This window comes from Mycolicibacterium gadium (assembly GCF_010728925.1).
Classification (GTDB): Bacteria; Actinomycetota; Actinomycetes; order Mycobacteriales; family Mycobacteriaceae; genus Mycobacterium; species Mycobacterium gadium.
Genome location: NZ_AP022608.1, coordinates 3,329,443 through 3,348,801 on the forward strand (window position 1 = coordinate 3,329,443; position 19,359 = coordinate 3,348,801).

Genomic DNA, 19,359 nt, shown 5'->3' on the forward strand with positions numbered 1-19,359 from the left:
CTTTGGTCCGCGTTGGTAACGAATAGATCACGAGCAAAGGGACTTTCGGTTGGCTCAACACCGTGCGTCACGATCTCCGTCTGGAGTGTCGACCACTCGGCTAACCATCCGTCGCCCCGCTGAACAACCCGCGGAAATCACCGACATCATTCCGTTCAACGAGTTCGGCGACCTCCCTGATCTCGGGGCTGAGCTGGACTTCAATCAGAACGGTGCCTTCGATCGCGAAGCTCGCGTCATCCACGCTCCCGAGCTCGACGACCTGCACGACACCGACGATCAGCTACCGCAGCGACTGGCTGTGCCGTCCGAATTCCGCCGCGATCCGCGCGACGAACGGCGTTCATCTCGCGCGTACCGAGACAGCCACACCGACGTCAGCGATGGCGCGGCCGCGACCGACATCTTCGCGATCACCCGCGGCGGCGTGCACCGTAAGCAGGAAGTGCCCGTCAAGGGCCGGTTGATGGTCGCCGCGATGGCGGTCGGCGCCACCGCTGCCGGCGCGTACACGATGGCCAGCGCGTCCAAGGAGGGCCCCGCGACGGTACTGGCAGCAGACCAGGACGTCCTCTCCGGCGGCGCGATCACCGGTTCGACCGACGGCATGCAGGTGGTGACCGTCTCCTCGACGTTCGATGCAGCTGTGCACGCCGAGGAGGTCACCAAGGCCGCCGCATTCGCGAATGAGCGCGCAGAACGCGAGGCCCGCCTGCAGCGCCCGATGTTCGTGATGCCCACCAAGGGCGCGTGGACGTCTGGCTTCGGCTACCGCTGGGGCGTACTGCACGGCGGCATCGACATCGCCAACGCGATCGGCACACCGATCCTTGCGGCTTCGGACGGCATCGTCATCGACGCCGGACCGCAGGGCGGTTACGGCAACTGGGTCAAGCTGCGGCACGCCGACGGCACCGTCACGCTCTATGGACATCTCAGCGCCTGGAACGTCGATATCGGGCAGCGCGTGTGGGCTGGCGACCAGATCGCCAAGATGGGCAACACCGGCAACTCGACGGGCCCGCATCTGCACTTCGAGGTGCTGCTCAACGGCACCGACCGCGTCGACCCCGTCGGCTGGCTCTCCAAACGGGGTCTCGCGTTGTCCAATTACTCTGGCTGAGTGGCCAGTGACGACGACGAACCCAGCTCCACCCGCATAATCCGCCGACACCCCACGGGCGAAATCCCCGTCGGAGCGGATCCGCAGACGTCGATCATTCGCCGCCACCCCACCGGCGAGTTTCCCGCCGCGGCAGATCCGCAGACCTCGTACATCCCGCGTGCCAGGCCGACCCCGGTGACGCCCAAGAATCCATGGCCCGATCCGCGGTCGGCGATCGCGACGGCCATCCTCAGCATTCTGAGCGGCTGGGCGACGGCGGTCATCGCCACCGACCTGATCACCGGTTGGTGGGAAACCGACCTGCTGTTCTGCGTGGCCGTCGCGTTTTTGACGGCCATCTCCGCGGCGGCGCTCATCGCCGGGCTGATCGGCTTACTGCTGCGCCGTCGGGTGAGCCGCCTGCTGATCGTCGTCGGCGCCGTCGTCGCGCTGCTGATCTTCTCCAGCCTGTTCGTCGCCGGCGCCAGACTGCCGACGATCGTCTACGCGATCCCGGTGCTTCCGCTGGCCACGATCGCGTTCGCGCTGCTGCCCGCAACGGCGCGGTGGGGCCGCAGCGGCGGTTAAAGCTTCGATACCGGGGCGTGGTTGTGCATCAGCTTGACCCGACCCGAGCTGCCGAAGTCGATAAGCGACATCGCCGATTCGCCGACGCCGGATACTTCCTCCACGCGACCCAGGCCGTACTTGTCGTGGTTGACCCGATCGCCGGGCTCGAGCACGAGCAGGGGCCGCTTGCCTGCGCCGGAACGTGTCGGCGAAGGGCGAGGTGTCCCGAACCTACCCGCCCCACTCACCGGCGCGGGCGTTGACGGGCCGGGGTCGGTACGCCGCCAGTCGATCAGATGCTGCGGGATCTCTTTGAGGAAGCGCGATTCCGGATTGAGCATCGGCTGGCCCCACGACGAGCGGATCTTGGCGCGGCTGACGTAGAGCCGCTGTCGGGCACGGGTGATGCCGACGTAGGCCAGGCGTCGCTCCTCGGACAGCTCCGTCGGATCGCCGAGAGCCCGCATGTGCGGGAACATGCCGTCCTCCCAGCCCGTCACGAACACGACCGGAAATTCGAGCCCCTTCGCGGTGTGCAACGTCATCATCGTCACCACACCCGCGCCGTGCTCGGGCAGTTCATCGGCATCGGCGACCAGCGACACCCGTTCCAGGAACATGGCGAGCACCCCGGTGTCGGGGATGTCTTCGTCCTCGGGCTCGCCCAGGGCCTCCTCATTCGCCAGGTCGGTGCTGAATTCGTGTGCGACGCTGACCAATTCGTTGAGGTTGTCGAGCCGCGCAAGGTCCTGCGGGTCGCTCGAATTCTCGAGCTCGGAGCGATAGCCGGTGCGATCGAGCACCGCCTCGACGAGTTCGCCCAGTTCGCCGTCCAGACGCCCGCGTAGCTCGTCGAGCATCTCGACGAAGCTGGCGATGCACTTCTCCGAACGGGTGTTCAACATCGGCACCCTGCCCTCGGCGGCGGCCTGCAGCGCGTCGTTGAAACTGCTGCCGGTGTTCTCGGCGTACACCGCCACGCACGCCTCGGCGCGATCGCCGATGCCGCGCCGCGGGGTGTTCAGGATGCGCCGCATGCTCACCGAGTCACCGGGATTGTCCAGCACGCGCAGGTAGGCGACGATGTCACGGATCTCCCTGCGCTCGTAAAAGCGAACGCCACCAACGACTTTGTACGGAATACCGGCCCGGATGAACACCTCTTCCAGGGCACGCGAGGAGTTGTTGGTGCGGTAGAACACCGCGACGTCGTTGTAGGAGATGTCGCCGCGATCGGCCAGCGCGTCGATCTCCCCTGCGACGAACCGCGCCTCGTCGTGCTCGTTGTCGGCGACGTAGCCGACGATCAGCTCACCCTCGCCGGAGTCCGTCCACAGCCGCTTCTCGCGGCGGCCGGCGTTGCGTGAGATGACGGAGTTGGCCGCGGACAGGATGTTCTGCGTCGAGCGGTAATTCTGTTCCAGCAGAATCGTTGTGGCGTTGGGGAAGTCGCGTTCGAAGTCCTCGATGTTGCGGATGGTCGCACCGCGAAAGGCGTAGATCGACTGGTCGGCGTCGCCGACGACGCACAGTTCGGCCGGCGCCACCCCGTCTTCGGTTTCGCGGCCCACGAGCTCACGCACCAGGACGTACTGCGCGTGGTTGGTGTCCTGGTACTCGTCGACCAGGATGTGCCGGAATCGCCGCCGATAGTACTGCGCGATCTGCGGAAAGGCTTGCAGCACAGCGACTGTCTCACCGATGAGGTCGTCGAAGTCCAGGGCGTTGGCCGCCCGTAGGCGCCGCTGGTACTCGCCGTAGACCTCGGCGATGATGCGCGGCAACTCCTCGCCCGCCTCCGACGCCTCAGCCGACGCCTGCTCGGGGCCGATCAGCTCGTTCTTGTGGTTGGAGATGCCGTTGGCCAGCAGCCGGGGCGAGTACCGTTTGGTGTCCAGCCCCATGTCCTTGCCGATCATCATCAGCAACCGGCGCGAGTCGTCGGCGTCGTAGATCGAGAAGTTCGAGTTGAGCCCGGGCAGCAGCGATGCCTGGTTACGCAGGATTCGCACACACGTCGAGTGGAATGTCGAGACCCACATCGACCGAGCACGCGGTCCAATCAGGTTGACCACCCGCTCACGCATCTCGGCGGCTGCCTTGTTGGTGAACGTGATGGCCAGCACCTGGCCGACACCGACCTCTCGGGCGGCGAGCAGGTAGGCGATCCGGCGAGTCAGCACAGCGGTCTTACCCGAACCCGCTCCCGCGACGATCAGCAGTGGCGAGCCCTCGTGCAACACGGCCTGGCGCTGCTGCGGGTTGAGGCCGTCGAGGAGTTCGTCGGTCTCGGTGGCTATGGAAGGTGAAGCAGCTGGGCTAGAAGATGGAGGCATATCACCCCCGAACTTACCGCTGTCCAGCGACATCTTTGCATCGGCGCGGCCCTAGATGGCACACTCCATACGTGCTCATGCAGCAAGGACGATTTTTCTACGGGTACCGCCCAGAGGTGCCCGTGGTCTAGCTGCTTCCCAGAGCCCCGCGGTCCGCTTCCGGATCCGGGGCTCGTCTCTTGTGTGAGGCCCGAAACCGGACGGATCAGTCCCCACACAACGAGAGAGCGGAGAACACTCCCATGACAATTCAGCCGATCGAAGCCGAACAGTTGCCAGACATAGACGACCTGCGCCAGGAAATCGACAAGTTGGACGCGACGATCCTGGAAGCCGTGAAACGCCGCACCGAGGTGTCCAAGCTCATCGGCCAGGCCCGGATGGCGTCCGGTGGCACCCGTCTGGTGCACAGCCGTGAGATGAAGGTCATCGAGCGCTACAGCGAACTCGGACCCGACGGCAAGGACCTGGCGATGCTGCTGCTGCGGCTGGGCCGCGGCCGCCTCGGTCACTAGCCCACTTTTCTGTTGCGTTTGTTGCCGCAATGACTCGTCATTTGCGGCAACAAACGACACACAACTGGCGGGTCATCGGTCGGACGCCTGGGGCACTAGGACTCAGCGCAGCGCGTCGGTCAGCCAGGGCGTCAACCACTCCACCGCTTCCGGTGTCGGGTGCACTCCGTCGCTGCGCACGCGGATGCCGTTGACCCAGTTGGTGTAGACGCCGTTGGGCCCGAGCTTGTCATTCAGATCGAGCAATTCGACGTTCTTGCGTGTCTTGACGACGCTGCGCAGCAATGCATTCCAGTCGTCGACGCGATCGGGCTTGTCTTCGGGATACAAGCTGCCGTCCGGCTTTTCGGCGCGCCGGTTGTAGGGCTCGGTGGTGACCACGATCTGCGCGCCGGTCGAGCCGAGAATGTCGAGCGCGCGGTTGAGTTCGCCACGCAGATAGTCCTCGTAACCGTCCTCGCCGATGTTGGTCCAGACGCCTTCGTTCATCCGGTCGACCACCTCCCAGCGGCCGACCATCAGCAGCACCACGTCCGGGCGGTCATGGTTGATGCGCTGCGACCACCGGCTGGGCCAGGTGTCGCATTCGGGTTTCTGGTTCAGTGTCTGCCCGACGTACCGGTAGGGGCCGCCGCGGGCGATACCGCACCCGATCGTCGTGTAGTTCGTGAACGCCAGCCCTGGTGTCGGCGGCAGATACCGCATCATCGTCCACGCGATCGAGTCGCCGAACACGGCCACGGTGCGGGTGCCGGGATCGTGCGCCGTCGGTTTGCGGACCTCGACGGGCACTTCCGGCCCGACGAGCGCCAGCGCGGCGGAGTCGATCGCCGGACCCAGCGGCGGCTGCTCGGTTTCCACGCCGACGGGTAGCACCGTCATCGTGACCACAGCGGCAGTCGCGGCCGTCGCACCCGCCAACGGCAGCAGCGGCACATGTATAGGCCGCCAGCGACGGATCGGCTGCTCCAGCAGCCACCACGACGCGGCGGCCAGGCCCATCGTGATCGCGCAGCGCACGACGAACAGCGGCCAGCCAGACAGCCCCGTACGTTCACCGTTGAACGCCAGAAAGATCGGCCAGTGCCACAGGTACACGCCGTAGGAGATCGCGCCGAGCCACACCAGGGGCCGCCACGCCAGGGCGCGCGCAACGGGTCCCTCCTGTTCCAGTGCCACCGGTGCGACGACGAGGACGGCCGCGATCGCCACCACGATCAGCAGGCCGCTGCGGAAGTCGCTGACGCTGCCGGTCGCATAGTGTGCCGCCGCGCCGAGCACAGCCAGGCCGATGAACGGCAGGATGCGCGCGACGATGTGGCCCCACCGCGTCCGGATCAGCGTTCCGCCGTCGTTGAGCACCGACCAGTCCCGCACCAGCAGTGCGGCCGCGGCAGCACCGACCAACAACGCCTGTGCGCGGCTGTCAGTGCCGAAGTAGATGCGGTTCAGCGTCGAGTCCGTGGTGAGCACGATCGCCGCGGTCGCCGAAGCGATGACGCCGGCGGTCGACAGCACGAAAACGGCCAGTCGTAGCCGCGACCAGAACAGCGCCGCGACGGCGATGAGCAGCAGCGGCCACAGCAGGTAGTACTGCTCCTCCACCCCGAGCGACCACGTGTGCTGCAGCGGCGACGGCGGCGCGCCTTGTGAGAAGTAGTCAGCACGCTGGGCGACGAAGGCCCAATTGGACACCCAGAAGAACGAGGCGACGGCGTCCTCGCGCAGCGACGCCGTGGATTCGGGCGAGAACAGATCGCGGGCCGCCACCACGGCGAGCACCATCGCCAGCAGCGCGGGCAGCAGTCGGCGGGCGCGCCGAATCCAGAAGTCGCCGAGCCGAATCTGCGCAGTCCGCCGGTGCTCGTCGAGCAGCAGCGACGTGATCAGGAATCCGCTGAGCACGAAGAACACGTCGACGCCGAGGAAGCCGCCCGACAGGCCCGGGATACCGCCGTGATCGGCCAGGACCAGCGCGACCGCCACCGCACGGATGCCGTCCAACGCGGGAATTCCCCGACGGCTCTCAGCGGTGCGCACTGCCGAAATCTTTCCCGCGCGAGCAGACGCGAAAGTGCCCGACACGCCGTGCCGGACGGACCTTTTACGCAGTCCCCCGAAAGGGGTGTTACTTCGTCAGCGCGATGTACTTCACGTCGAGGTATTCGTCGATGCCCTCGGATCCGCCCTCACGGCCGAAACCGGATTCCTTCACTCCGCCGAACGGTGCGGCTGGGTCGGAGATCACCCCGCGGTTGATGCCCACCATGCCGGCCTGGATGCCTTCGGCGACGCGCAGCGCCCGGTCCAGTGACTGCGTGTAGACATAGGCGGCCAGCCCGTACTCCGTGTCGTTGGCAGCGGCGATGCCCTCCTTCTCGGTATCGAAGCCGGTGATCGGCGCGACGGGTCCGAACACCTCCTCTTTGAGGATGCGCGCGTCGGCGGGCACATCGGCCAGCACTGTCGCCGGGTAGAAGTTGCCCGGACCACCGGGGGCGACGCCGCCGACCGCGACCGTCGCGCCGCGCGACACCGCGTCGGACACCAGGTCCTCGACGGTGGCGACCTGCTTGGCGTTGATCAGCGGGCCCAGCGTCGACGACTCGTCGGTGCCCTTGCCGAGCGTGAACTCGCTCATCCGCTTGACCAGCTTGTCGGTGAACTCCTCCCGCACCGAGTTCGCGACGTGGAAGCGGTTGGCCGCCGTGCACGCCTCACCGCCGTTGCGCATCTTGGCCAGGATCGCGCCGTCGACAGCGGCGTCCACATCGGCGTCGTCGAACACGATGAACGGCGCGTTGCCGCCGAGCTCCATCGAGGTGCGCAGCAGTTTGTCGGCCGACTGCTTCACCAACGCCTTCCCGACGCCGGTCGATCCGGTGAAGGTCAGCTTGCGAAGCCGGCCGTCGTTGATCAGAGCCTCGGTGACCGGCCCGGGGCTGCTCGTCGGCAGCACTGACAGCACGCCCTTCGGCAGGCCGGCCTCGTCCATCAGCTTGGCCAGCAGCAGCATCGTCAGCGGCGTCTCCTGGGCGGGCTTGACGATCATGGTGCAGCCGGCCGCGAACGCCGGGCCGATCTTGCGGGTCCCCATGGCCAGCGGGAAGTTCCACGGCGTGATGGCGTAGCAGGGCCCGACCGGCTGCTTGGTGACGAGGATGCGGCCAGTGCCCGCCGGGCTCGGCGTGAAGCGACCCGCGATGCGCACGGCCTCCTCGGCGAACCAGCGGAAGAACTCCGAGCCGTACTTGACCTCGCCCATGCTCTCGGGCAGCACCTTGCCCATCTCCAACGTCATCAAGGTGGCCAGGTCTTCGGCACGTTCGGTGATCTTCTCGAACACCGACCGCAGAATTTCACCGCGCTCGCGGGGCGGGGTGGCGGCCCAGTCGGCCTGTACGGCGCACGCGGCGTCGAGGGCGGCGACGGCGTCCTCGGGCGTCGCGTTGGCAACAGAGATCAGAACCTTGTCGTCGGACGGGTCGAGCACGTCGAACGTCGAGGAACCCTTGCGTTCCTCGCCCCCGATCCACAGGCCGGTGGGCATAGACGACAGGAGCTTCGCGGTATCCATAACTCTCTCTTACACCTTTGGACATTTGGCCGCATTAATGTCGGTTACATGACCGCCAACACTCAGCAGATTTCCGACATCACCACGACTGATGCCTGGCAGGCGCTGCAGCGGCACCACGACGAGATCGGCAAGGAGCACCTGCGCACGTTCTTCGACGACGAGCCGGCGCGCGGGAGCGAACTGGTGCTGACGGTCGGCGATCTCTACATCGACTACAGCAAGCACCGGGTCACCCGCGAGACCCTCAAACTGCTCGTCGATCTGGCCCGCGCGGCGGGACTGGAGCAGCGCCGCGACGCGATGTTCGCCGGCGTGCACATCAATACTTCGGAGGATCGTGCGGTGCTGCACACCGCGCTGCGGTTGCCGCGTGGCGCCCAGTTGTCCGTGGACGGTCAGAACGTCGTCGCCGACGTCCATGAGGTGCTCGACAAGATGGGCGAGTTCACCGACCGGCTGCGCAGCGGAGAATGGACCGGCGCGACGGGCGAGCGCATCACGACGGTGGTCAACATCGGCATCGGCGGTTCGGATCTCGGCCCCGCGATGGTCACCCTCGGCCTGCGCCACTACGCCGACGCCGGCATCTCGGCCCGGTTCGTATCCAACGTCGACCCCGCCGACCTGGTGGCCAAGCTCGACGGACTCGACCCGGCCACAACGCTTTTCATTATCGCGTCCAAGACGTTCTCGACCCTGGAGACGCTCACCAATGCGACTGCCGCGCGTCGCTGGCTCACCGATGCGCTCGGCGACGCCGCCGTGGCCAAGCACTTCGTGGCGGTGTCGACGAACAAGAAGCTCGTCGACGACTTCGGTATCAACACCGACAACATGTTCGGCTTCTGGGATTGGGTCGGCGGACGGTATTCGGTGGACTCGGCGATCGGGTTGTCGGTGATGGCGGTCATCGGGCGAGAGCGGTTCGCGGAGTTCCTTTCCGGTTTCCACATCGTCGACGAACACTTCCGCACGGCGCCGCTGGAGGCCAACGCGCCGGTGCTGCTCGGCCTGATCGGGCTCTGGTACAACGAGTTCTTCGGCGCGGAAACCCGTGCGGTGCTGCCGTATTCGAATGATCTATCACGGTTCGCGGCCTACCTGCAGCAGCTCACCATGGAATCGAACGGCAAGTCGGTACGGGCCGACGGCTCGCCGGTGACGACGAGTACGGGCGAGATCTTCTGGGGCGAACCGGGAACCAACGGCCAACACGCCTTCTACCAATTGCTGCATCAGGGCACCCGATTGGTACCCGCCGATTTCCTCGGGTTCTCCCAGCCGACTGACGATCTGGCCACCGCCGACGGCAGTGGCAGCATGCACGACCTGTTGATGAGCAACTTCTTCGCGCAGACCCAGGTGCTGGCGTTCGGCAAGACCGCCGAGGAGATCGCCGCTGAGGGCACGCCCCAGGATGTGGTCCCGCACAAGGTGATGCCGGGCAATCGGCCCAGCACCTCGATCCTGGCCACCAAGTTGACGCCCTCGGTGCTGGGCCAGTTGATCGCCCTCTACGAGCATCAGGTGTTCACCGAGGGCGTCGTCTGGGGCATCGACTCGTTCGACCAGTGGGGTGTGGAGTTGGGCAAGACCCAGGCCAAGGCGCTGCTGCCGGTGATCACCGCCGACGACGCGCCCGCCGAACAGTCGGACTCCTCAACCGACGCGCTGGTACGCCACTACCGCGCGGAGCGCGGTAGAACGGCCTGAGTGATTTCGGTGCGGCAACGATCGCTGAGCGAACATTCGCGCACCGAAATCGCGGGTAGTTAGGCGTCGGGGTCGGGACGGATCCAGCCCAGGATCATCGCCGGCAGGCAGCCGCCGATCAGCAACACCGTCATCGCCATCAGGCCTCCGGCGTACGCCATGTCGACGTCGGTGCCGCCGGTGATGACCGAGCCGAAGATCAGGTAGAAGATCGGCAGCAGCATCAGGTTCTGCGTGACCGTCAGGCCGATCGAACGTGCGGTGTTGCGCTGCTGCACCTCGTATTCGTCGAGTGCCGCGTCGGGTGCGTCGCCCTGCCTACCGGACACGATCTGCAGCACGACCCATAACGGAAGGAAGAACAAGCACGCCGGCAGCCAGAGCAGTGGCGCCCACCGAATTCCGAACGCACACATCACGCTCACCACCGCCATCAGGCCGAAGGTGACCGCCAACCCCACCACCAGGGCACGGCGGCGTCGCTGTGTGCGCCAGCGCGGCAGTGAATGGGCATACGTGCGTTCGTATTTGAGGAATCGCCGGGTGCGGAAGCTCTGATATCGATCGATCAGCGTCGGTTCAGTTTGCGTGGTCGAGCTGGGCATTGGCTTCGCCTCCTCTTCGCGTGGGCTTGGCGTAGAGCTCGGTGGACAGGGGCGTGAGCGGGGAACGCGAGAAGACCGCCTCAACGGGCAGCCCGAAGACGTCGCAGATGCGGAACGCCAAATCGAGGCTCGGATAGTGATCGCCGCGTTCCAGCGCGCCAACGGTCTGCGGGTTGACGTCCACCAACTCCGCGAGTTGCGCTCGAGTCATCCGCCGCTCTGCGCGCAGGACGCCGATGCGGTTGTGGATGGGGAGAGCGTCACCTCGCCTCACCGGACTCATGCAACATACTGTTGTGAAAACCCAACACTTTGTCAAGTCGCTACAGCAAGACAGCGCGGCGCCCGCCCAGGAGGGGCGTGCGCCGCGCTGAGGTCGACTTGTGCCGGCTTATCCGGCGGGGATGTTGATGCACCCGACGTTCGGGAGACATCCGCTGGCTCCACCCGGGCCTGCCGTACCGCCGGGTCCGACGGGCGACAGCGAGCCGCTGGCGCCGCCCGGGCCTGCGGAACCGCCCGGACCGTTGGGGATCACACCGGAGGCGCCACCGCCGTCAGCGGTACCGACCGGGCCATTGGGAATGGCGACATCCGCTCCACCACCGGGTCCGGCTGTGACGTTGCCGATGGCCCCGCATGGCGTGCCGTCAGCATTCACGCACGGGGGCGGAGCCGGCTGAGCAACGGAGATGGGCGCAGCGGCGATCGCGGCGGCCGCCGCACCCGCGAATAGGAAAGGCGTCAACTTCATCATCTTCGCGTTCATGAAATTGGGCTACCCGCGGCTGCGCGGCGATTAAACATGAAGCTTTTCTAAGCAAAACGTTTCGCAAGTCGTGGCGGCAGCATTCGCATCACCTGCACCAGCGGTCCCCACGGCCACCACGGAACGGCTGACCGGCCGGGCTCACGCTCCATCGCGTCGACCATCGCCTTGACCCCAGTCTCGTTGTCCACCATCAACAACGTCGACGCGGACTTGGCCGTCATCTCGGATTCGATGTAGCCGGGTTCGAGCGTCGTCACCTTGATTGGCCCGCTTAGGTATTCGGCGCGCAGCGACTCTCCGAGCGACGTCACACCGGCCTTGCTCGCCGCATACGCGGCCTTCACCCCCGGGACGCCCTTGTTGCCCAGCACCGAAGAGATCAGCACCAGATGTCCACCGCCGGCGGCTTTGAACATCTCGAGCGCAGTCTCGATCTGGACAAGTGCGGCAATGAGATTCGTCTCGAGCGTGGCCTTGTTCGCCCACAGCTTGCCCGACCCGAGCGGCGCGCCCTTACCGATACCCGCGTTGACGATGACGCGGTCGATACCGCCCAACTCGTCGGAGAGCTCGGCGAAAACCTTGGGCACCTGATCGTGGTCGTTGACGTCGAGCGCGGCGACGGCCACCTTGATGCCGGGATGGCGCTCCAGGAGTTCTGCCTTCAGATCGTCCAGCCGCTCGACGCGGCGGGCGCACAATGCGAGGTCGCGCCCCTTGGCGGCGAACGCCCTGGCCATGCCTTCTCCGAGCCCCGAGCTGGCGCCGGTGATCAAGATTTTCTGCCGAGTCACGCGGTCAGCTTATGCATGATGATGGGGTGATCCCGAATCGAAGTTCACTTCTTGTGGCCTCTGCCCTGCTGGCGGGCCAGGTCGTCCTGGCGCCGGTCGCCGCGGCCCAGCCCGTCCACCCCTTTTATCAACTGGTCGACGCGGCAGCCCAGCGCTTGGCGACCGCCGATCCGGTGGCGGCCACCAAGTGGATCAATGGCGGCCCCATCACCGACCCCGCGAGGGCGAACCAGGTACTGGACTCGGTGGCAGCCGATGCGACGGCCCACGGTATCGACCCGGCCTACGTGCGTACCGTCTTCACCGATCAGATAGCCGCCAACGAAGGAGTCCAGTACACCCGCTTCGGCCAGTGGAAGTTCGATCCGGGCCTCGCACCGACAAGCGCACCGGACCTCGCCGAATCACGAACCCAGATCAACGGTCTGAACAAGACCCTGGTCGACGAGATTGCGCTGCACTGGAATTCGCTCCATAGTCAGGGCTGTGGCAGGGACCTGGCGGATGCGACGGCCGCGGTAGTCTCCGCACGCAAACTCGACGGCCTCTACCAGCAGGCGTTGACGTCGGCCACCCGCTCGTACTGCCGATCTACTTGAGCAGACGCGACATTCGCCGGTCCGCCAGAATCTTGCCGCCCGTCTGACACGTCGCGCAGTATTGGAACGACTTGTCGGCGAAGGACACCTCGCGCACCGTATCGCCGCACACCGGACATGGCAGGCCGGTACGGGCGTGTACGCGCAGCCCGGATCGCTTCTCCCCCTTCAGCGTTGCGGCCCCCTGACCCACGGATCGGCTCACGGCATCGGTGAGGACGGAGATCATCGCGTCGTGCAATGCGGAGAGCTGCGCTTCGGTGAGCTTGCCCGCCGTCGCGAACGGCGAGATCTTCGCAACGTGCAGGATCTCATCGCTGTAGGCGTTGCCGATGCCGGCGATCACCTTCTGGTCGGTGATCACGGTCTTGATTCGGCCGCTGTTCCCGGCAAGAACGGCGGCCAGGTCCTCCGGTCCAAGCGACAGCGCATCGGGCCCGAGCGCGGCGATGCCCGGCACCTTGGCCGGATCGTCGACCAGCCACACCGCCAGCCGCTTCTGCGTCCCGGCCTCGGTGAGGTCGAAGCCCGCCGCCTCCCCCGGTGTGCCTAGGTGCACGCGCAGCGCGATCGGTCCCTTACCGGGCTTCAACGGCGCCGCCGCGAGCTTGTCTGACCACCGCAGCCAGCCGGCCCGCGACAGGTGCGTGATCAGATGCAAGTCGCCGGACTGCAGGCCGAGGTACTTGCCCCAACGATTGGCGCCGGTGACGGTCTGGCCGTGCAGCACCGAGATCGCCGGGTCGAACGTCTTGAGCACCGAGAACGCCGACACGTCGATCCGTCCGATGGTCAGACCGACGGCATGGCGACGCAAGTGATCGGCGAGCGCTTCGACCTCAGGCAGTTCGGGCATGTCTCCAGTGTCCCGCTAGCGGTCCGCTGCACGTTCACTCGAGCCGACAACGAGCGACAACAACCAGGTCACGATCGACAGCACGATCGCCGCCCAGATCGCCGTCCACCAGAAGTCGTCGATGAACAGGCCCCAGTGCGTCGTGTGCTCGGTGATCCACGACGTGATCCACAGCATCAGCGCATTGATCACGATGTGAATCAGGCCGAGCGTCAGAATGTAGAGCGGGATCGAGATGAACTGCACGATCGGTTTGATGATCGCGTTCACCAGACCGAAGATCACGCCGACGACGAAGATGATGCCGACTCTCTGTAGCGTCGAATCCCCGCCGATGAAGCTGATCCCGGGAACGATCAATGTGACAACCCACAGCGCAAACCCGGTCAGTGCCGCACGCAGCAGGAAAGATCCCATGCGGCTGATCTTCCCACGCTGCGGGCTATTCCGGGCCGCGCAGCAGATAGGTGTCCATGATCCAGCCATGTTCGGCGCGGGCTGCTGCGCGCGCCGTCACGATGTGCGCACCGACGTCGCCGACCGTTCCGGAGAACAGCAGTTCGTCGGCCGTGCCGAGGTAGGCACCCCACCAGATCCGGGTGTCGGGCGGGCACCCCTGGAACGAGCAGTCGGCGTCGAGCATGACGACCGCGCTGCCCGCCAGACCGCTGGCGCGCAACTGCCGTCCGGTGGTGATGAGCACGGGCTCGCCAACGTCGTTGAGCGGTATGCGGTGTCGCGCCGTCAGCGCCTGGATCGCGGTGATCCCGGGGATGACGTCGTAGTCGATGTCGACGTGTTCGGCCACGCGGTCCAGGATCCGCAGTGTGCTGTCGTAGAGCGACGGATCACCCCATGCGAGAAACGCACCCACGTCGCCGGGGCCGAGTTCTGAGGTGATCGCGTCGGCCCACAGGCGGGCGCGTTCGGCGTGCCAGTCGGCGACGGCCTGTCGGTATTCGCTGTCCTTGGCGCGTGGCGGATCGGGCATCTCGTGGAATCGGTACCCGGGTTCGCGGATGAATCGCTCGCAGATCAGGCGTCGCAGCGCGACCAGGTCGTCCTTGGTGTCACCCTTGTCCATTGCGAAGAACACCCGGGTGTCGTTGAGCGCGGTCACCGCCTGCGCCGTCACGTAGTCGGGGTCGCCCGCGCCGATACCGATGACGTGGATCCGACGAGTCACGCGCCGAGAATACGGTACGAGCTGGGGATACCGTGGGTATCCGATACCCGGGGTATTGACTGCTGGCGCCCGGCTCCGTACCTTTCAAACAATCGACAGCGCAGTCGGAGGGAGTTCGTTGATGACCGCACCCACTCGTGAAGAGTTCGCCGAACGTCTGCTGAAGGGCTCCGTCAAGAAGTCCTACGCGCCGGTCGTCGATATCGACTGGGATGCCCCGCTGGACCCCGACAAGTTCTTCCTGCCGCCGAAATGCGTCTCGCTCTACGGCACGCCGATGTGGAACGCGATGACCCGCGAGCAGCAGATCGAACTTTCACGGCAGGAGCTCGTCAACACCCTGTCGGCCGGCATCTGGTTCGAGAACATCTTGAACCAGGCGCTGCTGCGCAAGATGATGCACCAGGACCCCACCGCCAGCGCCACGCACTACGAACTCACCGAGCTCGGTGACGAGACCCGTCACATGGTGATGTTCGGCAAGGCGATCGAACGTGTCGGCGCAAACCCGGTGCGGCCCAAGTACTACCAACGCTTCATCATCAACCTGCTGCCCTTCGCCTTTCAGGGACCGATGCTGTGGGTCGCCGCGCTCGTAGGGGAGGAGATCTTCGACTCCCTTCAGCGGCAGATGATGGACGACGACGACCTGCAGCCGATCATCCAGCGCCTCATGCGTATCCATGTCACCGAGGAAGCCCGCCACATCCAATTCGCCCGCGACGGGCTGCGTAAGCGCACCCCGACCATGCGGCGGCTGCCGAAGTTCTTCGTGGCCAACATCAACGGCGTCGGTGGGTACTTCTTCCGCTTCCTGTTCACGAACAAGGTGCAGTACCGCCGCGTCGGCCTGGACGCGCTCGAGGCCCGTCGCGCAGCACGCAGCAGCGCGCACAGGCACGAAACCCACGTCCTCGGGTTCGCGCCGCTTGCGGCGTTTCTGGAGGAGGTCGGGCTGATGGGGCCGATCGCGCGCCGCATGTGGCGGCGAAGCGGGTTTCTACCACGGTGAGCGACATCTACGACGGGCCCGCCACCGTGCGCATCGGCGAGGACGAACGCACCGTGCGCGTACGACTGGCCGGCCGTATCGATCCGATAGACGGCCGATATCACTGGCAAGGAACGGTTTTCGACGAACCGCTTCCCGACACCAGGTTGCCTCGGCAAGTCATCGTGTCGGTGGGCCGGCACCAGGCGCAGGCACGCATCGTCGAGCGGCCACCGCAGGGCGGCTATTCGGTCGCCGGTGTCGGCGCACCGCCCTTCGCGCTGGAGGCAGTCGAGGGTCGGTGACGTCCGCCGATCGCGATCACCAGCACCACAACGGCGACCACCCCGCCCGCGACACCCGAAATCAACAGCGGTAGTCGACCGTCGGCGCCCCAGAGCAATCCAGCCCAGATGCCGGCCGCCAGCACCGCAAAACCGCTGAGGCCCTGGAAGACTCCCTGCGCGCTGCCCTGTACGTCGTCGACGACAAGCGACGAGATCCACGCCTTGCCGACGCCGTCGGTGCATCCGGTGAACAGACCGTAGACGCCGATCAACAGCCACGCCGTCAGCGCGTCGGTCGTCATGCCGAGCCCTGTGTAGCCGACGGCGAAGAACACCAGTCCGATGCCGAACACCACCGGTTTGCCTAACCGATCGGCGACCATCCCGGCCGGATAGCTCGTTGCCGCGTACACCGCGTTGTAGGTCACGTAGGCGAGGATCACTTCGGTCACCGAGAACCCGATCTCGTTGAGCCGCAACAACAGCAACGCGTCGGGAAAGTTCACCAAGCCGAACGCGACCACGACCGCGGTCACCCGCCAATAGCTGCGCGGCAGATCCTTCACCCGGGAGAACACCGCGCGGCGAGTCGCCTTGTCCGGCAGCGGCACTCGTTCGCGCACCAGGAACACCAGCGCGACGCTCAGCACGGCGGGCACGACCGCGACCCACAACAGCGGTGCGATCTGCTGGTCCAGCAGCTGATAGCCCACCAGACCCAGCAGCGGACCGACCACCGCACCGAAGGTGTCCATCGCACGGTGGAATCCGAACACCCGACCGCGCGCGGCCGCGTCGATATCGACGATCAGAAGCGCGTCGCGAGGCGCGCCGCGGATGCCCTTGCCCAGCCGGTCCACCACCCGGCCCGCGAGCACGCCCGTCCACCCCGAGGCGGCGGCCACCATCACCTTGCCCAGTGCGGCCATGCCGTAGCCGGTGGCGATCAGCGGCCGGCGCGAAAAGCGGTCACCGAGCGGCCCGGCCGCCAGCTTCGTCAGCGACGCCGCGCCCTCGGCGGCCCCTTCAACGGCGCCGACCACCGCGGCGGGCGCACCGAGGACCGACGTCAGGTAGATCGGTAGGAGCGGATAGAGCAGCTCGCTGGCGGTGTCCTGGAGGAACGACACGGCCGATAGCACCCGCACATTGCGGGTCAGCCAGCTGCGCACCTACGCCATGATGCCGTGTCGGGCCGGCTAGCTCAGGTCCTCGTCGGTGATCGCAGCGAATCCTTTGGCTTGCCCACGGGCCAGCGCGGCACGAACCACGCCGACGATCAACCCCTGGACCGCGGCGGCAATCATGACCTCCCGCAACGAGCGACTCAAGTCCTGCGGATCCGGTTCCTCGTCGTCGGGGTTTACGCGCTGCCAGATTTCGGTGAAGATCTTGCCCGCGATTATGCCGCCCATCACGCTGCTGACGATCGATAGAGGTTTGAATAAAGACTTCGCCGCACTCATGGCCAACAACGTTCCCGTCGTCCCGTTCCTCAAACCTTGGACTAGAACACGTTCTAATATTGGGGGCGTGCGCTTCACCTATGCGGAATCACTGACTCATCCGAAGTACTACATCCCGCTCGCCAGGGCGGCCGAGGCCGCGGGTTTCGACGCGATGACGATCGCCGACAGCGTCGCCTACCCGTACGAGTCGGACTCGAAATACCCGTACACCCCCGACGGAAACCGCGAATTTCTCGACGGCAAGGAGATCGTCGAGACGTTCGTCCTCGCCAGCGCACTCGCCGCCGTCACCACGACGCTGCGGTTCGACGTGTACGTCCTCAAGCTCCCGATCCGCCCGCCGGCGTTGACCGCCAAGCAGGCCGGCTCGCTCGCCGCGCTCTCCGACAACCGGCTCGCCCTGGGCGTCGGAACCAGCCCGTGGCCCGAGGATTACGAATTGATGGGCGTGCCGTTCGCGCGGCGCGGCAAACGGATGGACGAGTGCATCGACATCGTCAAGGGTCTGACGACCGGTGACTACTTCGAATACCACGGCGAGTTCTACGACATCCCCAAGACCAAGATGTCACCGGCGCCCACCAAGCCGATCCCGATTCTCATCGGTGGGCACGCCGAGGCCGCGCTGCGGCGCGCGGCCCGAAACGACGGCTGGATGCACGGCGGGGGTGACCTCGGCGATCCCGAGTCGCTCGACCGATATATCAAGCGGCTCAACGAACTTCGCGAGGAAGAGGGCCGCACGGGGCCGTTTGAGATTCACGCCCAGTCGCTCGACGCCTACAAGCCCGACGGTATCAAGCGGCTCGAGGACCGCGGCGTCACGAACATCATGGTCGGCTTCCGGATGCCCTACGCCGTAGGGCCCGACCCCGAACCGCTGGAGAACAAGCTGCGCGCCATCGAGAAGTACGGCGAGAAGGTCATCACGAAGGTCTAGAACGGCACCGCCTGCGGTTCGCACCGGGATGTGACGTCGCCGACCAGAGTGGTGTCGTACGGGTTGATCTCCAACGGCTGACCGTCGAGCTTCAGCGCGCCGAAATCGATCCAGATCACGTTCGGACTGGTCGACAGTTCGAAGAAATACAGCCTCTCCGTCAGGTCGATGACAGTCCGGTATTCGGTGTTGTAGACGCCGAAGTCGTGGTACGGCGCACCGAACGGCACCGAGACGTTGCGCATGATCGCCATCACGCTCGCCACCGCCTGCCGCCGATCGACGGGCGGCGTCAACAGGGCCGAATAATAGGCCGCACGCTGGAACCGATCCCTCGGGTTCACGTTTCCGGGTAATGGGGTGTCACTACTCGGATTCGAAAAGTCCTGCTGTGCAAGCAAATCCAGCTGCTCGTCATAGGTGGGATCGTTGGTCATGACGGTGAACTCACGACCGTGGTGAATGACGGGTTCACCCTCGGCGAACTCGATGATCGCCGAGTCCCCACCGACGTCTTCAAGCGCGAAATGGATGGTGGCCTGGCGGCCGTGCGCCTCCACCATCACCGGCTGGAATGTGCCGATCAACTCGAGGGCCTCGGCGACGCTGCCTGCCTGGTCGAGCAGGTACTGGCCGAACAGCCCCATCTGCAGGCCCGGCCGGCCCGGATCCCGTGCTCCGACGTCGGTGGACTTGAGGAACAGGGCGTGCATGCCGAGGCCCACCTCGTTGAACCCGTCGACGGTGCCGATCCCGTACACCGTGGTGACCAGGTTCGCGTGGCGACTCGTCCACCGCAAGGGGTTGTCGGGCACCGCGACGATGTCGCCGACCTTGCCGCCGTCGCGCTGCCGCCCCCGCGGAAAGGCGACGATCGTCGGCTGCGTCGACTCGGGCCAGTCCATCGTGCGCCCCGACATGATGTATCTGCTGTCGGTGTTCCACAGCACCCGCGTGCACATCTACCGCGTCACCTCCCCCTGAGAATCGATCCTCACCCTGCCATGTCCGGTCGCGGATTCGTGGTGAGACTTGCCTGGC

The 19,359-nt window shown here is 65.9% G+C and carries 21 protein-coding genes; 8 read left to right on the forward strand and 13 right to left on the reverse strand.

Annotated features, from left to right (window positions below; genetic code table 11):
• The first annotated feature begins 49 nt into the window (after positions 1 to 49).
• Together G6N36_RS16350 and G6N36_RS16355 are read left to right on the forward strand one after the other, a co-directional pair.
• Entirely contained in the window at positions 50 to 1,123 is a 1,074-nt protein-coding gene (locus tag G6N36_RS16350; protein WP_163687563.1) for a M23 family metallopeptidase, read from the forward strand.
• Positions 1,124 to 1,693, forward strand: a complete 570-nt coding sequence (locus G6N36_RS16355) for a hypothetical protein (protein ID WP_163687566.1) — start codon at positions 1,124 to 1,126, stop codon at positions 1,691 to 1,693. It abuts the gene before it with no gap.
• On the opposite strand, the gene pcrA is transcribed toward G6N36_RS16355, so the two are convergent.
• Positions 1,690 to 4,011: a DNA helicase PcrA gene (pcrA, locus tag G6N36_RS16360; protein ID WP_163687568.1), complete on the reverse strand. Its 2,322-nt coding sequence runs from the start codon at positions 4,009 to 4,011 to the stop codon at positions 1,690 to 1,692. The genes G6N36_RS16355 and pcrA overlap by 4 nt on opposite strands.
• Before the next feature lie 179 nt (positions 4,012 to 4,190).
• Here pcrA and G6N36_RS16365 point away from each other — a divergent pair, with 179 nt between their 5' ends.
• Positions 4,191 to 4,526 carry a chorismate mutase gene (locus tag G6N36_RS16365; RefSeq protein WP_264001313.1) on the forward strand — a complete coding sequence of 112 codons (336 nt, stop codon included), beginning with the start codon at positions 4,191 to 4,193 and terminating at the stop codon, positions 4,524 to 4,526.
• Positions 4,527 to 4,628: 102 nt separating this feature from the next.
• Here the strand turns inward: G6N36_RS16365 and G6N36_RS16370 are convergent, their stop codons facing one another.
• Both G6N36_RS16370 and G6N36_RS16375 read right to left on the reverse strand, forming a co-directional pair.
• Complete coding sequence (locus G6N36_RS16370) at positions 4,629 to 6,566, reverse strand: SGNH/GDSL hydrolase family protein (protein ID WP_163687572.1); 1,938 nt, start codon at positions 6,564 to 6,566, stop codon at positions 4,629 to 4,631.
• An 88-nt stretch (positions 6,567 to 6,654) separates the two neighbouring features.
• Positions 6,655 to 8,103, reverse strand: coding sequence for an NAD-dependent succinate-semialdehyde dehydrogenase (locus G6N36_RS16375; RefSeq protein ID WP_163687575.1), 1,449 nt, complete (start codon positions 8,101 to 8,103; stop codon positions 6,655 to 6,657).
• A gap of 48 nt (positions 8,104 to 8,151) precedes the next feature.
• Between G6N36_RS16375 and pgi the strand changes: the two genes are divergently transcribed.
• On the forward strand, positions 8,152 to 9,819 hold the full coding sequence (gene pgi, locus G6N36_RS16380) for a glucose-6-phosphate isomerase (RefSeq protein WP_163687578.1): 1,668 nt from the start codon (positions 8,152 to 8,154) through the stop codon (positions 9,817 to 9,819).
• 59 nt (positions 9,820 to 9,878) lie between these two features.
• Here the strand turns inward: pgi and G6N36_RS16385 are convergent, their stop codons facing one another.
• The 4 genes from G6N36_RS16385 to G6N36_RS16400 all read right to left on the reverse strand — a co-directional run bounded on the left by G6N36_RS16385 (position 9,879) and on the right by G6N36_RS16400 (position 11,990).
• The gene (locus tag G6N36_RS16385; protein WP_163687582.1) at positions 9,879 to 10,424 is read right to left on the reverse strand and encodes a hypothetical protein; all 546 of its coding nucleotides are present in this window, start codon (positions 10,422 to 10,424) and stop codon (positions 9,879 to 9,881) included.
• Positions 10,399 to 10,707, reverse strand: a complete 309-nt coding sequence (locus G6N36_RS16390) for a helix-turn-helix transcriptional regulator (protein ID WP_163687585.1) — start codon at positions 10,705 to 10,707, stop codon at positions 10,399 to 10,401. Before G6N36_RS16390 ends, G6N36_RS16385 begins: the two co-directional genes overlap by 26 nt.
• Before the next feature lie 108 nt (positions 10,708 to 10,815).
• Positions 10,816 to 11,193: a hypothetical protein gene (locus tag G6N36_RS16395; RefSeq protein ID WP_163687587.1), complete on the reverse strand. Its 378-nt coding sequence runs from the start codon at positions 11,191 to 11,193 to the stop codon at positions 10,816 to 10,818.
• Between the two features lie 47 nt (positions 11,194 to 11,240).
• On the reverse strand, positions 11,241 to 11,990 hold the full coding sequence (locus G6N36_RS16400) for an SDR family oxidoreductase (protein WP_163687590.1): 750 nt from the start codon (positions 11,988 to 11,990) through the stop codon (positions 11,241 to 11,243).
• A gap of 11 nt (positions 11,991 to 12,001) precedes the next feature.
• Between G6N36_RS16400 and G6N36_RS16405 the strand changes: the two genes are divergently transcribed.
• The gene (locus tag G6N36_RS16405) at positions 12,002 to 12,589 is read left to right on the forward strand and encodes a chorismate mutase (RefSeq protein ID WP_163687593.1); all 588 of its coding nucleotides are present in this window, start codon (positions 12,002 to 12,004) and stop codon (positions 12,587 to 12,589) included.
• Here the strand turns inward: G6N36_RS16405 and G6N36_RS16410 are convergent.
• From G6N36_RS16410 to cobF, 3 genes are read right to left on the reverse strand one after another with little or no spacing between them, the layout of a single operon-like run.
• On the reverse strand, positions 12,582 to 13,445 hold the full coding sequence (locus tag G6N36_RS16410) for an Fpg/Nei family DNA glycosylase (protein WP_163687596.1): 864 nt from the start codon (positions 13,443 to 13,445) through the stop codon (positions 12,582 to 12,584). The two genes, G6N36_RS16405 and G6N36_RS16410, sit on opposite strands and share 8 nt — an antisense overlap.
• 15 nt (positions 13,446 to 13,460) lie before the next feature.
• Positions 13,461 to 13,862, reverse strand: a complete 402-nt coding sequence (locus tag G6N36_RS16415; protein WP_163687602.1) for a phage holin family protein — start codon at positions 13,860 to 13,862, stop codon at positions 13,461 to 13,463.
• 25 nt (positions 13,863 to 13,887) lie between these two features.
• Positions 13,888 to 14,631 (reverse strand): precorrin-6A synthase (deacetylating), encoded by a 744-nt coding sequence (gene cobF / locus G6N36_RS16420; RefSeq protein ID WP_163687605.1) that lies wholly within the window; start codon positions 14,629 to 14,631, stop codon positions 13,888 to 13,890.
• A gap of 121 nt (positions 14,632 to 14,752) precedes the next feature.
• Between cobF and G6N36_RS16425 the strand changes: the two genes are divergently transcribed.
• Positions 14,753 to 15,643: an AurF N-oxygenase family protein gene (locus G6N36_RS16425; protein ID WP_163687606.1), complete on the forward strand. Its 891-nt coding sequence runs from the start codon at positions 14,753 to 14,755 to the stop codon at positions 15,641 to 15,643.
• Positions 15,640 to 15,927, forward strand: a complete 288-nt coding sequence (locus G6N36_RS16430; protein WP_163687609.1) for a DUF4873 domain-containing protein — start codon at positions 15,640 to 15,642, stop codon at positions 15,925 to 15,927. Before G6N36_RS16425 ends, G6N36_RS16430 begins: the two co-directional genes overlap by 4 nt.
• Here G6N36_RS16430 and G6N36_RS16435 read toward each other — a convergent pair.
• Both G6N36_RS16435 and G6N36_RS16440 read right to left on the reverse strand, forming a co-directional pair.
• On the reverse strand, positions 15,867 to 17,081 hold the full coding sequence (locus tag G6N36_RS16435) for an MFS transporter (protein ID WP_163687611.1): 1,215 nt from the start codon (positions 17,079 to 17,081) through the stop codon (positions 15,867 to 15,869). The genes G6N36_RS16430 and G6N36_RS16435 overlap by 61 nt on opposite strands.
• A gap of 27 nt (positions 17,082 to 17,108) precedes the next feature.
• The gene (locus tag G6N36_RS16440) at positions 17,109 to 17,375 is read right to left on the reverse strand and encodes a DUF4235 domain-containing protein (protein WP_163687614.1); all 267 of its coding nucleotides are present in this window, start codon (positions 17,373 to 17,375) and stop codon (positions 17,109 to 17,111) included.
• A gap of 67 nt (positions 17,376 to 17,442) precedes the next feature.
• Between G6N36_RS16440 and G6N36_RS16445 the strand changes: the two genes are divergently transcribed.
• The gene (locus G6N36_RS16445) at positions 17,443 to 18,318 is read left to right on the forward strand and encodes a TIGR03619 family F420-dependent LLM class oxidoreductase (protein ID WP_163687617.1); all 876 of its coding nucleotides are present in this window, start codon (positions 17,443 to 17,445) and stop codon (positions 18,316 to 18,318) included.
• Here G6N36_RS16445 and G6N36_RS16450 read toward each other — a convergent pair.
• Positions 18,315 to 19,280 carry a bile salt hydrolase gene (locus G6N36_RS16450; RefSeq protein WP_163687620.1) on the reverse strand — a complete coding sequence of 322 codons (966 nt, stop codon included), beginning with the start codon at positions 19,278 to 19,280 and terminating at the stop codon, positions 18,315 to 18,317. The genes G6N36_RS16445 and G6N36_RS16450 overlap by 4 nt on opposite strands.
• Positions 19,281 to 19,359 lie beyond the last annotated feature (79 nt).